This window comes from Ureibacillus xyleni, assembly GCF_900217795.1.
Lineage (GTDB): Bacteria > Bacillota > Bacilli > Bacillales_A > Planococcaceae > Ureibacillus > Ureibacillus xyleni.
Map to the genome: position 1 here is coordinate 1 of NZ_OBMQ01000020.1, position 17,013 is coordinate 17,013.

General features: G+C 35.6%; 20 protein-coding genes and 1 rRNA gene. 20 read left to right on the forward strand and 1 reads right to left on the reverse strand.

The window, feature by feature from the left end; genetic code table 11:
* Positions 1–151: 151 nt before the first annotated feature.
* The 12 genes from rrf (at position 152) to rsmI (ending at position 8,502) form a co-directional block, all read left to right on the forward strand.
* A 5S ribosomal RNA gene (rrf, locus tag CRO00_RS19015) occupies positions 152–267 on the forward strand.
* Positions 268–525: 258 nt separating this feature from the next.
* A complete protein-coding gene (locus CRO00_RS19020; protein WP_097075254.1) occupies positions 526–1,146 on the forward strand; it encodes an HAD-IIIA family hydrolase in 621 nt (206 codons plus the stop codon).
* Positions 1,147–1,255: 109 nt separating this feature from the next.
* Complete coding sequence (locus tag CRO00_RS19025) at positions 1,256–2,683, forward strand: aminotransferase class I/II-fold pyridoxal phosphate-dependent enzyme (RefSeq protein ID WP_097075255.1); 1,428 nt, start codon at positions 1,256–1,258, stop codon at positions 2,681–2,683.
* 14 nt (positions 2,684–2,697) lie between these two features.
* Positions 2,698–3,333 (forward strand): dTMP kinase, encoded by a 636-nt coding sequence (gene tmk, locus CRO00_RS19030; protein WP_097075256.1) that lies wholly within the window; start codon positions 2,698–2,700, stop codon positions 3,331–3,333.
* A gap of 124 nt (positions 3,334–3,457) precedes the next feature.
* Entirely contained in the window at positions 3,458–3,787 is a 330-nt protein-coding gene (locus CRO00_RS19035) for a cyclic-di-AMP receptor (RefSeq protein ID WP_097075257.1), read from the forward strand.
* A gap of 17 nt (positions 3,788–3,804) precedes the next feature.
* On the forward strand, positions 3,805–4,245 hold the full coding sequence (locus CRO00_RS19040; protein ID WP_097075258.1) for a YaaR family protein: 441 nt from the start codon (positions 3,805–3,807) through the stop codon (positions 4,243–4,245).
* Between the two features lie 125 nt (positions 4,246–4,370).
* On the forward strand, positions 4,371–5,375 hold the full coding sequence (holB, locus tag CRO00_RS19045; RefSeq protein ID WP_097075259.1) for a DNA polymerase III subunit delta': 1,005 nt from the start codon (positions 4,371–4,373) through the stop codon (positions 5,373–5,375).
* Positions 5,368–6,183, forward strand: coding sequence for a PSP1 domain-containing protein (locus CRO00_RS19050; protein WP_097075260.1), 816 nt, complete (start codon positions 5,368–5,370; stop codon positions 6,181–6,183). The genes holB and CRO00_RS19050 overlap by 8 nt, the downstream gene beginning before the upstream one ends.
* Positions 6,184–6,211: 28 nt before the next feature.
* On the forward strand, positions 6,212–6,577 hold the full coding sequence (gene yabA / locus CRO00_RS19055; protein WP_097075261.1) for a DNA replication initiation control protein YabA: 366 nt from the start codon (positions 6,212–6,214) through the stop codon (positions 6,575–6,577).
* A 60-nt stretch (positions 6,578–6,637) separates the two neighbouring features.
* The gene (locus tag CRO00_RS19060) at positions 6,638–7,387 is read left to right on the forward strand and encodes a tRNA1(Val) (adenine(37)-N6)-methyltransferase (protein ID WP_097075262.1); all 750 of its coding nucleotides are present in this window, start codon (positions 6,638–6,640) and stop codon (positions 7,385–7,387) included.
* Positions 7,371–7,646: a GIY-YIG nuclease family protein gene (locus tag CRO00_RS19065; protein ID WP_097075263.1), complete on the forward strand. Its 276-nt coding sequence runs from the start codon at positions 7,371–7,373 to the stop codon at positions 7,644–7,646. The genes CRO00_RS19060 and CRO00_RS19065 overlap by 17 nt, the downstream gene beginning before the upstream one ends.
* On the forward strand, positions 7,627–8,502 hold the full coding sequence (rsmI, locus tag CRO00_RS19070) for a 16S rRNA (cytidine(1402)-2'-O)-methyltransferase (protein WP_097075264.1): 876 nt from the start codon (positions 7,627–7,629) through the stop codon (positions 8,500–8,502). The genes CRO00_RS19065 and rsmI overlap by 20 nt, the downstream gene beginning before the upstream one ends.
* Positions 8,503–8,559: 57 nt before the next feature.
* On the opposite strand, the gene CRO00_RS19075 is transcribed toward rsmI, so the two are convergent.
* Positions 8,560–8,838, reverse strand: coding sequence for an AbrB/MazE/SpoVT family DNA-binding domain-containing protein (locus CRO00_RS19075; RefSeq protein WP_097075265.1), 279 nt, complete (start codon positions 8,836–8,838; stop codon positions 8,560–8,562).
* 365 nt (positions 8,839–9,203) lie between these two features.
* On the opposite strand from CRO00_RS19075, the gene metG reads away from it, so the two are divergent.
* From metG to ispE, 8 genes are all read left to right on the forward strand, one after another.
* A complete protein-coding gene (gene metG, locus CRO00_RS19080) occupies positions 9,204–11,168 on the forward strand; it encodes a methionine--tRNA ligase (RefSeq protein ID WP_097075266.1) in 1,965 nt (654 codons plus the stop codon).
* A gap of 247 nt (positions 11,169–11,415) precedes the next feature.
* Positions 11,416–12,186: a TatD family hydrolase gene (locus CRO00_RS19085; protein ID WP_097075267.1), complete on the forward strand. Its 771-nt coding sequence runs from the start codon at positions 11,416–11,418 to the stop codon at positions 12,184–12,186.
* Between the two features lie 133 nt (positions 12,187–12,319).
* Positions 12,320–13,525, forward strand: coding sequence for a G5 and 3D domain-containing protein (locus tag CRO00_RS19090; protein WP_097075268.1), 1,206 nt, complete (start codon positions 12,320–12,322; stop codon positions 13,523–13,525).
* A gap of 223 nt (positions 13,526–13,748) precedes the next feature.
* Positions 13,749–14,315 (forward strand): ribonuclease M5, encoded by a 567-nt coding sequence (rnmV, locus tag CRO00_RS19095; protein ID WP_097075269.1) that lies wholly within the window; start codon positions 13,749–13,751, stop codon positions 14,313–14,315.
* The gene (gene rsmA / locus CRO00_RS19100; RefSeq protein WP_097075270.1) at positions 14,308–15,195 is read left to right on the forward strand and encodes a 16S rRNA (adenine(1518)-N(6)/adenine(1519)-N(6))-dimethyltransferase RsmA; all 888 of its coding nucleotides are present in this window, start codon (positions 14,308–14,310) and stop codon (positions 15,193–15,195) included. Before rnmV ends, rsmA begins: the two co-directional genes overlap by 8 nt.
* A 150-nt stretch (positions 15,196–15,345) precedes the next feature.
* Entirely contained in the window at positions 15,346–15,606 is a 261-nt protein-coding gene (veg, locus tag CRO00_RS19105; RefSeq protein ID WP_097075271.1) for a biofilm formation stimulator Veg, read from the forward strand.
* Positions 15,607–15,721: 115 nt separating this feature from the next.
* Positions 15,722–15,916, forward strand: a complete 195-nt coding sequence (locus tag CRO00_RS19110; protein ID WP_097075272.1) for a small, acid-soluble spore protein, alpha/beta type — start codon at positions 15,722–15,724, stop codon at positions 15,914–15,916.
* A gap of 180 nt (positions 15,917–16,096) precedes the next feature.
* Positions 16,097–16,963, forward strand: coding sequence for a 4-(cytidine 5'-diphospho)-2-C-methyl-D-erythritol kinase (gene ispE / locus CRO00_RS19115; RefSeq protein WP_097075273.1), 867 nt, complete (start codon positions 16,097–16,099; stop codon positions 16,961–16,963).
* The last annotated feature ends 50 nt before the right edge of the window (positions 16,964–17,013 follow it).

A 17,013-nucleotide genomic window follows, 5' to 3' on the forward strand; every position in this document is an offset into this window, starting at 1 on the left:
GAGGTAGATAGGTTCGAGGTGGAAGTGTGGTGACACATGGAGCTGACGAATACTAATCGATCGAGGACTTAACCAATTTTAGCTTGAAGTTTGTATGTCAATGTCTTTATCCAGTTTTGAGAGAACAAGCATCTTTCAACTAAATATGTGGTCTAGTGATAATGGCAAAGAGGTCACACCCGTTCCCATACCGAACACGGAAGTTAAGCTCTTTAGCGCCGATGGTAGTTGGGGGCTTCCCCCTGTGAGAGTAGGACGTTGCTAGGCAAAATAAACACCACTAAAATCTAGTGGTGTTTTTTTGATGCAAAAAATTAAAGTTAAACCGTATCTTTGAGACAATCATATTTATTTTTGCCCACAGATTTTCGCAGTTAAAGGTAATCTATTAGAACCTAACTAAGCTTTTTATCGTTATTAATAGTATTAAATGGATATGTATGGAAGGAGCGTAACGCTACCAAATTATTAGAGGGTTCTTAGGCGAATAAATAGGGGATATTATTTAATAGGGAGAGAGAAATTATGAAGTATGTGATTTTTGACTTTGATGGGACGCTTGTTGATTCAAAGCTAGCCATATTAGAAGCATGGAATACGATAGCAGAGAAGCATCGATTTAAAAAAATAGATGAAAGTGAAATAGATGGGTTAAAAAAGCTCACAATGAATGAGCGAAGTAAACGTTATGATTTTCCTTTATATAAATTGCCGATTGTTATGCCGTTGTTCTACCAAACATATAAAAAGTCTCTAAATGAAGTAGAACTTTTTGAAGGGATAAAAGATTTGTTTGGAAATTTAAATCGTCATGGATATAACATAGCAATTATTTCTTCAAATTCACAGGAAAATATCGAGGCATTCTTAAAGAAGCAACAGATAAATAACGTTTCAGAAATTCTTTGTTCTAGTCGAATTTTCGGCAAAGATAAAATCATTCGTAAATTTTTAAATAAACATCAAATACAAACATCTGATGTCATTTATGTAGGTGATGAGGATCGAGATATTGTCGCATGTAAGAAAGTTGGAATAAAGGTTATATGGGTAGAATGGGGGTACGATGCTTTTGAAGTAGTAAAGAATAGTAAACCAGATTATACAGTTTCAGAACCTAAGGAAATTCTAGATATAGTAAAATAACGTACAAAGGCAATCGAAAATGTTCGGTATGCCTTTTTTTATTCCATTGGATTAGCATGTTGCTCGAAGCTATAATAGTAATTATTAGAACAAAAATTGGAGTGAGTCGATGAAAAGGGAAAGACCTTTAGTTGAAGCTCTACAAAATTTTGTAGAAAAAAAGCCCCAATCCATGCATGTACCGGGGCATAAGAACGGACTATTATCAACATTACCTGAGGATCTAAAAATTGCACTTTCCTATGATTTAACAGAGCTTACAGGATTAGATGATTTCCATCACCCGGAGGAAGCAATCTTTCATGCCGAAAAATTGCTTGCCAAAACATATGATGCTCATCAAAGTTTCTTCTTAGTAAATGGCTCAACAGTAGGGAACTTAGCGATGATTTACGCGACATGTAAACGCAATGACCGAATCATTGTACAAAGGAATGCTCATAAATCGATTTTTCATGCTTTAGAATTAGTTGGAGCAAAAGCTATTTTCGTTGCCCCTGAGTGGGATGATAAAACAAAAACGGTTGGGGGAGTGCCTACAGATTCATTAAAAGAGGCATTACGTCTTTATCAAGATGTAAAAGCTGTCGTTTTAACATATCCAACCTATTATGGTCTTGCTTCAAAGCAACTCCAACAACAAATCAAATTATGTCATGAATATAGAATTCCAGTTTTAATTGATGAAGCACATGGAGCACATTTAATCGGTAGTAAGTTGTTTCCTCCATCTGCTATCAGCTTAGGAGCAGACATCGTAGTACAATCTGCACATAAAACATTACCTGCTATGACAATGGCTTCGTTTATGCATGTAAAATCAAATCTAGTTGATGTGCAAAAAGTAAATCATTATTTAAGAATGCTACAATCTAGTAGTCCATCATATTTATTACTTGCTTCTTTAGACGATGCTCGGGAATACATAGATAGTTATCTTGAACATGATGGAGCTTACTTAATGGATAAAAGAGTACAATGGATAGATGCTTTACGCTCACTTCATCCATTAGAAGTAGTAGAAGTAGATGACCCATTAAAGCTACTTTTACGTATGCCAGGGTATACTGGGTTTGAACTGAAAAATGCTTTTGAATCGCAAGGGTTATATGTGGAACTCGCAGATGTATATCAAGTGTTGGTCATTTTACCATTGTTAAAACAGGGCCAAGTATATCCTTTTGCAGAATCACGTATTCGAATAAAAGAGGCTTTAAAGGTATTAAAAAAAGAAGAAGGTTCAGGTTTTGCAACGACAGATATCTCTTCGAAGGATTGGTTAAGTGTCACTGTACCTGAATATTCTTATGATGAAATTGATCAACTTGAAAAAGAGTGGATTCCGTATATGAGAGCATTTGGTAAAATTGCAGCTAGCATGTTAATACCTTATCCACCAGGCATTCCATTGTTAGTGCCGGGGGAAAAAATAACGGTTGCAAAATTAAGTCAACTAGAGGAGTTACTTGCGGTAGGTGCAGATTTCCAAGGTGAACACCGACTAAAAGAAAAGCTCATTTATGTAATAAAGTCATAGTCGGAGGAATAAAAATGAAAAACAATTTATTTATTACGTTCGAAGGTCCAGAAGGTGCAGGAAAAACAACAGTTATAAATAAAATAATTGAACGACTACAACAGCACAATATTGATGTTTTAGGAACAAGAGAACCTGGTGGCATTGAAATTGCTGAAAAAATACGAGAAGTGATTTTAAATCCTGCCCATACTGCTATGGATGAACGTACAGAAGCTCTATTATATGCTGCTGCTCGAAGTCAGCACTTTTTTGAAAAGGTGGAGCCTGCATTAAAGGCAGGAAAACATGTTCTATGTGATCGTTTTATCGACTCATCTTTAGCGTACCAAGGATTTGCCCGGGGAATTGGCATTGATGAAGTGTTATCCATAAATGAATTTGCAATTGGCAAACGGATGCCTGATATAACGTTATATTTTGATATTGAACCAGCTGTGGGACTAGCTCGGATTCATGCACACAATGAACGAGAAGTGAATAGACTTGATAACGAAAGCTTATTATTTCATGAACAGGTGAGAAAAGGGTATTATGAAGTAATAAAAAGATATCCAAACAGAATAAAAATAATAAACGCTGATCAATCAATAGAGGAAGTGGTAGAAGAAGTTTGGAATATTTTACGTATGCTGGTAGTTCAAAAGTAAATGAAGTGAGCTATTAATGTATGTTATAATAGAAACACCAATTCAACATTTTATTTAAGTAAGAGTTTTTAGTAGGATTTAATTTATGCTACTAGAATTAATTAAATATAGGGAGTGAGTGCTGATGAAATTAGTTGTTGCTGTCGTTCAGGATCAAGATAGTAATCGTTTGTCTAACGCTTTAACGAAAAATAATTTTCGGGCAACAAAGTTAGCAAGTACTGGTGGGTTCCTTCGTTCGGGGAATACAACGTTTATCGTTGGTACCGAGGATACAAAAATTCCTCGATTACTCGAAATTATTAAAGACAACTGCCGTTCCCGTGAACAAATGGTATCACCTGTATCTCCGTTAGGGGGAAATGCTGACTCTTACATCCCATACCCTATAGAAGTTGAAGTTGGGGGAGCTACCGTTTTTGTATTACCAATTGAACAGTTCCACCATTTTTAGTGGAGGCGAAAAGGTAATTGAAGATAAATCAAGATTTGCGAGTTGGTCTAAAAACGAACCATAACGAGTTAAAACAAACAAACCAATCACAAAATAGATTTGGTGAAATACTTGTAAAACAAGGCTCGAAGTTGCAAACAGAGCAATTAACAAGATTGCTTGGCGATATATCAGCAGCAGGAGATCGAGTGGCAAGATCCCGAAATTTAAGAGAACTTACTCGTTTCAAAATGCTTATAAAACGATTCTTACAAGAAGCTGTCGAATATGGGTTAGATATGAAACAATCTCATACTTGGAACCGCTTTGGCGAAGGGCGTCGGCTGAAAATTGTCGAAACAATAGATGAGCATTTAGTGGAACTCGCACAAGAAATCTTAAATGAAGAAAAGGATACCATTGAATTGCTCGATCGAATTGGTGAAATTAAAGGCTTACTCATTAACTTATATATGTAAACCCGTGTCTATTAAAAGTTTTAGACACGGGGTTTTTTCTAGGATAGATTAAGAAATTATTAGCTTTACGAGACGCTTACGTTGTCCTAAAAAGGAATACTTGTACAAGAAAAAAGGTGAAGAAAGTGGAAGGAAATGTAGATGAGCTTAAGGTTTTACAGCCTGTAGTGATGAAACAACTTCAAACAATCTATGAAAAAAATCGAACTGCCCATGCCTATATATTTGACGGAGCAAAAGGAACTGGAAAACAGCAAATTGCATCTTTCTTCATAAAACTCCTTTTATGTCTTAACCCGTCGAAAAATGTTCCATGTGAAACATGTCGAAATTGTAAAAGAATTGTTTCAGGGAATCATCCAAATGTAAAAAAGCTTGAACCAGATGGGCAATTCATTAAAATCGACCAAATTCGTGACCTTATTTCTACAATGACAAAAACGAGTATTGAAGAAGGGCGGAAAATATACGTCATTCACCATGCGGACCGTCTAAATACTTCCTCTGCCAATACGTTACTAAAGTTTTTAGAAGAACCTGAGGGAGATGTAACGGCAATATTACTAACGGAGAGCTATCAATCCATATTGCCTACGATTCAATCTCGTTGCCAGCATATAAAATTTTACAATATCCCAAGAGAAATTTTGTTAAAGCAATTGCAAGAACAAGGTATAACAATGTCAATGGCATCTACCGTTAGTATGCTTACAAATAACCTTGAAACGGCAATTTCTTTAGCAAGTGACGAGCAGTTTGCACATGCTAGAAAAACAGTGTTAAAATTAGTAGAGATAGTCAGAAAAAATGTCCATGAAGCATTATTAGTAATATATGAAGAATGGCTATCTTCATTCAAGGAAAAGAATGAAATCGAGCAAGCGTTAGATTTACTACTGTTTGCTTATCGTGATATTGTAGCTATAAAAGCTAATCCGGAAGCCAGTTGTACATATCCAGACATGTTACAAAGTTGGAGAGAGCATGCATTGAATACAACATACGAACGTTTATCGCATCAAATGCAAGCTGTATTACAAGCAAGGCAAAATCTACAACGTAACATGAATCGCACGCTTATGATGGAGCAGTTGATGCTTAATCTGCAGGAGGGGTATACATTTGTATAATGTAGTCGGAGTCCGTTTTAAAAAAGCGGGTAAAATATATTATTTCGATCCTGGCCAATTTCTACTTGAAAAGGGACAGTATGTCATAGTAGAAACAGCAAGAGGGGTCGAATATGGAAAGATTGTCGTTCCGATGAAACAAGTAGGAGAAAATGATGTTGTTTTACCTTTAAAACAAGTATTACGCCCTGCTGATGAACGTGATCGAATCCAGGTTGAGGAAAACTCGCAGGAATCACAACGAGCCTATGAATTAGCGAATGCAAAAATTAGCGAGCACAATTTAGATATGAAGCTTGTTGATGTTGAATATACATTCGATCGAAATAAAATTATTTTTTATTTCACAGCTGAAGGACGTGTCGATTTTCGTGAACTTGTAAAAGATTTAGCATCGATTTTCCGTACACGAATCGAATTACGTCAAATCGGTGTCCGTGATGAAGCAAAACTACTAGGGGGAATTGGTCCTTGTGGTCGAATGCTTTGTTGTTCTACCTTCTTAGGGGACTTTGATCCTGTTTCAATCAAAATGGCAAAGGATCAAAACTTATCATTAAATCCTACGAAAATTTCCGGACTTTGTGGTCGATTAATGTGTTGTTTAAAATACGAAAATGACGATTATGAGACAGCAAAAGAAGGAATGCCAGATATCGGGGATGATACAATGACGCCAGATGGAATTGGTAAAGTTGTAGGAATCAATGTATTAGAACGGTTAATTCAAGTCTACTTACAAGAACAAGAACGTACTGTTGAATATACATTAGATGAAATTCTTGAATATGAGAAAAATTTGATATAGAGAAAACGCAAGTGGGGTGGGATCTTTCGTGAAGGACCGAAATTTCTTAGATACTGTTATGGAATTCGAACAACAACTCGAATCGCTACAGCAACAATATAACGACTTAAAAAAGTATGTTGCACATATGGTTGAAGAACATCAGGCAATTCAGACGGAAAACCTTCACCTACGTCGACGTTTAGAGGAACTTATAGGGGAAGAAGAAAATCTTACCCAAGATGAGACTACTAACAAAGGGAAGGTTAGTTTATTAGATATTGGAGAAGGCTACGATAATTTAGCACGTCTTTACCAGGAAGGTTTCCACGTGTGTCATGTTCACTTTGGAAGTTCTCGTAAAGGGGAAGATTGCTTGTTTTGCCTATCTTTTTTAAATAAACAAAATGGTTAACTTTAAGACTGATGCCACAATAAGTGGTTTTCAGTCTTTTGTTTTGAAGGAGGTTAATAGATGGAACAGTGGTTAAAAGATGATGAGAGACTTGATTACTTATTAGCAGAAGATTTGCGAATTATTCAAAGCCCGTCAGTTTTTTCTTTTTCATTAGATGCGGTGCTTTTATCGAGATTTGTCAGTGTCCCTAAAAATAAAGGGAAGATTGTTGATTTATGTTCTGGTAATGGAGTAATTCCTTTATTTTTAAGCGCACGAACAAAAGCAGAAATAATAGGAGTTGAATTGCAAGAGCGTCTCTTCGATATGGCGGCCCGTAGTGTACGTTACAATGGACTAGAAGAACAAATAAATATAATCCAAGGAGACGTGAAGGAAATTCCAATCACTTTGGGAATTGAAAAATACGATGTTGTCACGTGTAACCCTCCCTATTTTTTAGCCCATGAAATGAGTGACAAAAACTTAAGTGAGCATTATGCCATTGCACGTCACGAATTACACTTAACATTAGATCAAGCAATTGAATCAGCAAGTCGACTTTTAAAACAAGGTGGAAAGGCTGCTTTTGTCCATCGACCAGGGCGACTTTTAGATATTGTTACTTCTATGCGTAAATATCGTCTAGAACCAAAACGACTACGCTTTGTTTATCCAAAGTTAGGAAAAGAAGCGAATACATTATTAATAGAAGGAATTAAAGACGGAAAACCAGATTTGAAAGTATTACCTCCGTTATTTGTATATGACGAAAACAACGAATATACAAAAGAAGTGAGTGAAATTTTATATGGAGAGCAACAATAAACATATATTTTATGTTCTTGAATGTGCAGACCACACTCTTTATGCAGGTTACACAAATAACTTAGATAAACGGGTGGCTACTCATAACGCTGGCAAAGGGGCAAAATATACAAAAGCCCGTCGACCAGTAAAGTGTATTTATTATGAAACATATGAAACAAAGCAGGAAGCAATGAGAGTAGAATATGCGTTTAAACAACTGAAGCGAAGTGAAAAATTGAAATATATTGGAGGAAATAATGAAATCACAAAAAAGTAGTCAACATGAAGTAGGGAGCTGTCTTTACTTAGTGGCAACACCCATCGGCAACTTAGAAGATATGACGGTACGAGCTCTTCGAATTTTAAAAGAAGTTGACGTCATTGCAGCAGAAGATACACGCAACACAAAAAAGCTATGTAATTATTTTGAGATTGAAACACCGCTTGTTAGCTATCACGAACACAACTTAGAACAAGGTGGAGAAAAAATTCTTAGTTACCTGCGACAAGGAAAATCAGTTGCTCTTGTAAGTGATGCAGGATTACCTTGTATATCAGATCCGGGAGCAGATATTGTAGAGAAGGCAATAAATGAAGATTTTGCTGTCGTGCCTGTACCTGGTGCCAATGCTGCTCTAACGGCACTTATTGCATCTGGTATCACACCACAACCATTTTACTTTTTCGGATTTTTAAATCGTAATAAAAAAGAGAGAAGACAACAATTAGAGAAATTAGCAAAACGTGAAGAGACAATTATTTTTTATGAAGCACCACATCGGCTTAAGGAAACATTAAAAGATTTAGAGCTTGTTTTAGGAAACCGAAAAATTACGTTAGCTCGTGAGTTAACAAAAAAATTTGAGGAATTTTTACGCGGTACAATTGAAGAGGCCAATGGATGGGTAACGGAAAATGAAATCCGTGGGGAGTTTTGCATTATTATAGAAGGAAATCAAAACGGGGAAGCAGAACTCGAAGAAGAGGCGTATTGGACAAATCTCTCTATAATTGAGCATGTTGATTATTTAATTGATGAAAAAACATTAAACTCTAAGGATGCAATTAAAGAAGTTGCTAAAGTTCGTGGACTCGCAAAACGAGAGGTTTACCAACAATATCATCAACAGTAAAAGCATTAAAAAAGGGAAGTTATTTAAAACCAACTTAAATAACCTTCCCATTTTTAATTATCTTTTAATATGCTGTTGAATTTCACGCATTAAAATTTCTGCGCCTTCTGGACTTAAAATTAATTTGCCTCCAGCTAGACGGAAGTTTTCATCAGAAACTTCACCAGTTACAGCGCAAGTCATGTTTGGCATATATTTTTTAAGAATGATTTTATCGTCATCAACGTAAATTTCTAACGCATCTTTTTCTGCAATACCTAGTGTACGACGAAGCTCAATAGGAATAACTACACGACCTAATTCATCGACTTTACGAACGATACCTGTTGATTTCATGACAATATTTCCTCCTGTTTTTAGTAGAATATAAAATTAAATTTCGTTTCGTCAAATTTCGACACAGAATACTTGTCTGAATAAGATGATACCAAGTAATGCCATAAACGTCAATTATTTAGCATTAATGACGTAAAATTGATTTGAAAATAGATGTAAAAATTCAAAAATTTATTATAAAATTGGTTAAATATAGAGATTCTTATTATTGGAAGTGACATTTAGATAAAAAGTTGCAAACTAATAACATAAATTCCCTAAATACAATTCCTAACAAAATACTGTAATAATATTCTTTCATTGAAACAAATTTCTTACTTCGTTACAATAAAAACTATACAGTTGACAATTGGAGGCCGTTTTGCGTGAGTGAAAAGAAAACATTTTATATAACAACCCCTATTTATTACCCAAGTGGAAAATTCCATATTGGAACAGCTTATACAACCGTGGCATCAGATACGATGGCGCGTTACAAACGTTTGAGAGGATACGATGTACGCTTTTTAACTGGAATGGATGAGCACGGTCAAAAAATCCAAGAAAAAGCAGAAGAAGCTGGGAAACATCCACAACAATATGTTAATGAAATTGCAGATGCAGCTAAAAACCTTTGGGCATTAATGGATATTTCTTATGACGATTTTATCCAAACTACTCAAGAACGTCACATAAAAAGTGTTGAAAAAATCTTCCAAAAGTTTTTAGACAATGGTGACATATATAAAGGAGAATATGAAGGGTGGTATTGTACACCTTGCGAATCCTTTTATACTGAAACCCAATTAGTTGACGGAAATTGTCCTGATTGCGGACGTCCAGTTCATACAGTAAAAGAAGAATCTTACTTCTTTAATATGAAGAAATATGCTGACCGTCTTCTTCAATACTATGAAGAAAATGTCGAATTTATAGAACCAGAGTCACGTAAAAATGAAATGATTAATAACTTCATTAAACCAGGTTTAGAAGATCTTTCAGTTTCTAGAACTTCTTTTGATTGGGGAATTAAAGTGCCTGGAGATCCGAGACATGTAATATATGTTTGGGTGGACGCTTTGTCGAACTATATTACATCATTAGGCTATGGATCTGATAATGAAGAACTGTTTAATAAATACTGGCCTGCTGATGTTCATGTTGTTGGAAAGGATATCGTTCGTTTCCATACAATTTATTGGCCAATTTTCTTAATGGCATTAGATTTACCATTACCGAAAAAAGTATTCGCTCATGGATTCATTATGATGAAAGACGGAAAAATGTCGAAATCAAAAGGAAATGTTGTATATCCTGAAATGTTAATAGAACGTTACGGGTTAGATGCAACGCGATACTTCCTTCTACGTGAACTACCATTTGGAGCAGATGGCGTCTTTTCACCAGAATCTTTTGTTGAAAGAACGAACTTTGATTTAGCAAATGACCTTGGGAACTTATTAAATCGAACAGTTTCAATGATGAATAAGTATTTTGATGGGGTAATTCCAACTCAAAATCTTGAAGAAACAGAATTTGATGCAACGTTAAAAATTCATGCGAAACAAATTAGACTTGCATTTGAACAAAATATGGAGAAAATGCAGTTTAGCGTGGTTTTAGCGGATATATGGTCACTTGTATCTCGTACGAATAAATATATCGATGAAACGCAGCCATGGGTACTTGCAAAGGATGAGGAAAACAAATCCAAGCTAGCGTCGGTAATGGCAAATTTGGCAGAAAGTTTACGTCATATTGCAGTAATGTTACAGCCATTTATGACAACGGCCCCAAAACAAATCATAGATCAATTAGGCTTAAATGAAAGTTTATTAGCGTGGGAAACAATTGAAACATTCGGAAATATTATTCCAGAAAATATAAAAGTGGTAGAAAAAGGTGTACCAATCTTTCCACGTTTAGATGCAGAAGTAGAAGTATCATACATTCGTGATCAAATGCGCTCTTCTGTTCAAACACCTCAAGAGGAAGAGAAAAAATCCGAAGTACAAACACCAGAAGTACCTGAAATTTCAATTGATGATTTTGCCAAAATTGATCTAAGAGTTGCTACTGTGATTGCTTGTGAACAAGTACCTAAAGCAGATAAATTGTTAAAGTTACAAGTTGATTTAGGATATGAACAACGTCAAGTAGTATCAGGGATTGCTCAATATTACAAACCTGAAGAGTTAATTGGTCAAAAAGTAATTGTAGTTGCAAACTTAAAACCTGTAAAACTTCGAGGAGAGCTTTCTCAAGGAATGATTTTAGCTGGTTCTCATGATGGCATATTAAAATTAGCAACAGTAAATGAAGAACTTGCAAATGGTGCAAAAGTAAAATAAAAGTTTCAACCTGTTGGACAACCCGTTCAACAGGTTTTTAACGCTAGAATGTCTAAGACGAAAAAACTATTTTATTATAGCTAAAATCCATGCTGAGTAAATTAACTTAGGAAGAAAATACTAATTTCGACAAAAACGGCTATGAACAATGTCATGAAAATTTATAGTATGTAATTTTTCTGTAATGTAGATGTTAACTATGAAATATTACTTTTCAATAAAATATTCATTAGGAGATTGAAAGCAAATGTATATAGATACACACGTCCATTTAAATGCAGACCAATACGAAGAAGATCTACAGCAAGTAATTGAGAGAGCACTATCAGCAAAAGTAGAAAAAATGGTAGTAGTCGGATTTGATCGTAAAACAATTGAAAGAGCAATGAATTTGGCAGAAACATATGAATTCATTTATGCGGTTATTGGTTGGCACCCTGTAGATGCAATTGATTGTACTGAAGAAGATTTACAATGGATTGAACAACTTGCTTCAAATAAAAAGGTTGTTGCAATCGGCGAAACAGGTTTGGATTACTATTGGGATAAATCCCCGAAAGAAGTACAACAAGAGCTGTTTCGTAAACAAATTCATTTAGCGCAAAAATTGCAATTGCCAATTGTGATTCATAATCGTGATGCAACGGGGGATGTTGTCAAAATTTTACGTGAAGAAAATGCTGCTTCAGTTGGTGGAGTAATGCATTGCTTTAGCGGAAGTGTTGAAACGGCTCGTGAATGTATTGCCATGAATTTTATGATTAGCCTTGGTGGACCAGTGACATTTAAAAATGCTCGGTTACCTAAAGAGGTTGCAAAGGAAATTCCGTTAGAGTATTTAATGATTGAAACGGACGCACCTTACCTTGCCCCACATCCTTATCGTGGGAAGCGCAATGAACCATCATATGTACCACTTGTTGCTGAAGAAATTGCTCGACAAAAAGAGCTAACTGTAGAGGAAGTTGCACAGGCTACCACTTCAAATGCTGTTAAATTTTTTAAGCTAAGAGAATAAATTCCCAAAACGTCTCCAATACAGCGTAAAGGAAGGGTTACTGAAGGATGGACAATTTTGTAAATAGTTAAACAGGTTGACAGGTTTATGAAAGGCCCGTATAATCCAACGAGTGTCAAGGAGGCGTTTTTTCATGTCAAAAATATCCATGAAAAACTTGTTCTCAGATTCATTGAGGCGTAAGCAAACATTGGTTAGTGTAATCTCACTAGTCGTGTTTGTTTCAGTTGTAGTATTTGTTATTTACCAAGGAACCAAATCCTCGGTTATTGTAAATGCGAATGGTGTAGAAGAAGAAATATTAACCCATGCAAAAACTGTTGAGGATCTTTTTGAAGAAAAAGATCTGGAAGTATCAAAATATGATAAAGTAACACCCTCACTGAAAACAGAAATCGCCAGTGGAATGACGATTAACTGGGAACAGGCTAGAGAAGTAAAAATTTCAGTTGACGGAAATCAGTCAAAAGTTTGGACAACTGAAAGAATTGCGAAGAACATTTTGGAAGAAGCAAATATCGAAGTAACAGAGCACGATAAAGTATCGGTCGCTTTGGATACTGAAGTAGGCGAGACTAACAAAATCGATATTCAAAAAGCGTTTCAGTTAACGCTTGTCGATGGGAAAAATAAAAGACAAGTTTGGTCCACTTCGACTACGGTCGCTAACTTTTTAAAACAACAGGGAATTCAACTTAATGAATTTGATCGTGTTGAAAAGGATTTGGAAGATGTAATAGCTCCAGATGATAAAGTCACAATAGTTCGTGTAGAAAAAGTTACCGATGTAGTGGAAGAATCTATTGATTTCGCTGTCGAAACCAAATCAGACTCTTCTTTACTTAAAGGGAAAGAAAAAGTAGTATCCCAAGGCGAGAAAGGTAAAGTATCTCGTACTTATGAAGTGATTAAAGAAAATGGCAAAGTAGTCGAAAAGGTCTTGAAATCGGAAGAAATTCTTAAAGAACCAAAAACAAAAGTAGTCGCAGTCGGTTCAAAAGTTGTAACAGCTAAAGTTTCTCGTGGAAGTAGTGAACCTGCTTCAAAAGGAAAAGAGTTTTATGTAACAGCAACTGCCTACACACCATACTGTGATGGATGTTCGGGAACATCAGCAGGTGGAATTAATCTAAAAAGTAATTCGAATCTAAAAGTTATTGCTGTTGACCCAAATGTAATCCCATTAGGAACAAAAGTATGGGTAGAAGGCTATGGTAACGCAATTGCTGGGGATACTGGTGGTTCAATTAAAGGGAATAAAATTGACGTACTGGTACAAACCAAATCAGAAGCAAACAAATGGGGACGTAAAAAAGTTCGCATTAAGGTTTTAAACTAAACATAGTAGTGAAAGAGCTTTCCTATTAGACTTTTTAGGGAAGCTCTTTTTTTGAATTCAAATTGCAATAATAGACTAATTAGCGGAAATAATAGACAAAAACGTATAGATATTAGACAAAACCAAGGTGGTAATAGAAAACTCAAAAATAACCTGTGAGAGCGCCTTGCACACTTCTGTGATAAAATATGCGGTAGATTGTTTTTGGAAGAGGGGTATATTTTTGGATATACAGGAATTTATCGTTGTTGAAGGAAAAGACGATACAACTGCAATAAAACGAGCAGTTAATGCAGATACAATAGAAACGAATGGATCAGCTATTTCCGAGGAAACGCTTCGTCGCATTGCACATGCACAGGAAAAGCGAGGAGTTATCGTATTTACGGATCCAGACTATCCAGGTAGACGGATACGGGCAATTATTGAAGAGCATGTACCGGGTGTAAAACATGCGTTTTTAGCGAAGGAAAAAACAATTGCTAAAAACGGCAAAGGTTTAGGAATCGAACATGCATCAGATCATGATATTCGAGAGGCATTAAAAAATGTCTATACTCCAAATACGAATACAATATATGAAGCTGAGATAACAATGGATGATTTAATTTTAGCGCGGCTTATTGGTCATCCAGAGGCAAAGAATCGTCGTAAGCAATTAGGAGAAATATTGAATATTGGTATGACGAATGGTAAACAATTGCATAAGAGGCTTGCAATGTTCCAAATCACAGCCCAACAATTTGGCAAAGCTGTAGCGTTAATTAATCAGGAGGAGCACAATGAATAAAGATATCGCAACGCCTATTCGTACAAAAGAAATATTAAATAAGTATGGATTTTCATTTAAAAAGAGCTTAGGGCAAAATTTTCTAATCGACCCGAATATTCTACGAAATATTGTAGGGCATGCTGATTTAACAAAATCGAGTGGGGCTATTGAAGTAGGTCCTGGAATCGGAGCACTTACTGAACATTTGGCTCGAGCTGCAAAAAAGGTAGTATCCTTTGAAATTGACCAACGATTATTACCTGTTTTAGAAGATACATTAAGCCCTTATGACAATGTGAAAATTGTTCACTCAGATATTTTAAAAGCAGATGTTAAAAAAGTGATTGAAGAAGAAATGGCAGATGTACAGGACATCATGGTTGTTGCAAATCTCCCTTACTATGTTACGACACCAATCTTAATGAAACTTTTAAATGATCAACTTCCTATTAGAGGTTTTGTTGTTATGATGCAAAAAGAGGTGGCAGACCGCATTACTGCTAAACCGGGAACAAAAGAGTATGGATCACTGTCAATTGCAATTCAATATTATGTAACTGCTGAGGTGGCAATGACCGTACCAAAAACTGTTTTTATGCCACAACCAAATGTTGACTCAGCAGTAATCCGCTTAATTCGACATGAGCAGCCACCAATTAATGTAATAAATGAGGACTTTCTTTTTGAAGTAACTCGTGCTTCTTTTGCTCAAAGAAGAAAGACAATTTTAAATAACTTACAATCTGGTCTACCATCTGGAAAAGAGAAGAAACAACTAATTATCGAAGCTCTTGAAAATAACGGTATTGAGCCTACACGTAGAGGTGAAACGTTATCAATTGAAGAGTTCGGTAAGTTAGCTGATGCATTATATCCCCATTTTGGCAATGGACAATAATTTGAAATATGTCGAAATAACTCATAATATACGATATTTTTTTATTAAAAATAAGTTGACGACTATATTTGTCTGGTGATAAAATATTATAATTTGTTGACAAATTAAACGGCATAAGCTATACTTGGTAATAGTGAGGTGTATGCGAAAATGCCAAAAACGTTAGCTGACATCAAAATGTCTCTTGATGGTCATTTGGGTAAACGTTTGTTATTAAAAGCAAACGGAGGACGCAAGAAAACGGTTGAGTGTGCAGGGGTACTTAGTGAAACATATCACGCGGTATTCGTGGTAGAACTTGATCAGGAAGATAACTCTTGTAAACGTGTTTCATATAGCTACACAGATGTATTAACAGAAGCAGTAGAGATTACTTTTTTAGATGATTCACAAGTTGCAATTATCAAATAGTTTTATCTTATGTTTTTATATTTTTTAAAAGCACTCATTTTTATGAGTGTTTTTTAATTTTTCTTCGCACATACTATGATAGTCAACCTACTTATTTTATAAGGAGGATTACTGCATGGCCAGAAGAAAAGGAATCATGTCGAGTCGTCTGAAAGAAGAGATTGCGAAAGAACTCGGATTTTACGATGTAGTCGAACGTGAAGGCTGGGGCGGAATTAAGTCACGTGATGCAGGAAACATGGTAAAGCGAGCGATTGAAATGGCCGAACAAGGTCTAGCACAGCAAAACCAAAATAATATAAATAAGTAGATGTTGACTTTTTGCCAATAGCTCCATGTAATGTGGAGACTATTGGCTTTTATTTTATGGTAAAATATCTGAAATGTTTAAAAAAGTGGCAGATACAATTATAATTTATAGAAAATATCAATACTTGTTCGGGTACACTGATGAACATAAAGGTAGAATCCATTTAAGGAGGACAACGCAATGCTTTATGTAAAAGCACCTGCAAAAATAAATTTAACTTTAGATGTTTTATATAAACGACCAGATAACTATCATGAAGTAGAAATGATCATGACAACTGTGGATTTGGCAGATCGGATTGGTCTTGAAAATCGCAATGATGGGAACATCCACATTGTATCTACGAACGGTTTTATTCCAAGTGACAACCGAAACCTTGCATACCAAGCCGCACAGCTATTAAAGGATACATATGGTGTAAAAGAAGGGGTAACTATTACGATTGAAAAGGAAATCCCTATCGCAGCCGGTCTTGCAGGAGGTAGTAGTGATGCAGCAGCTACTTTAAAAGGATTAAATGAATTATGGAATTTAAATTTATCCATCGATACATTAGCGGAACTTGGGGCTAAAGTTGGTTCAGATGTGTCGTTTTGTGTTTATGGAGGTACTGCATTAGCAACTGGCCGAGGAGAAAAGATACAAAATATTGCATCCCCTCCACCATGCTGGGTTGTTTTAGCTAAGCCGAAAATTGGTGTTTCAACGGCCCAAGTATACGGGGGATTGTCTCTAGATGAGGTAGAACACCCAAATACAAAACAAATGTTACAAGCGTTAGAATCAGGAGACTATGATTTAATGTGCGAATCTGTTGGCAACGTTCTCGAATCTGTTACCTTTAAATTACATCCTGAAGTGGTTATGATTAAAGAACAGATGAAACGATTTGGTGCTGATGCAGTTCTTATGAGTGGTAGCGGCCCGACTGTATTTGGAATTGTTGATCATGAATCAAGAATTAGTCGAATTTATAATGGATTAAGAGGATTTTGTGATGAAGTTTTTGCCGTTCGTTTAATTGGTGAAAGAAATACGCTTGCTTAAATGCGTACATTTATGTTACTTTTTCTATAAAATATTCGTGTTTACATATG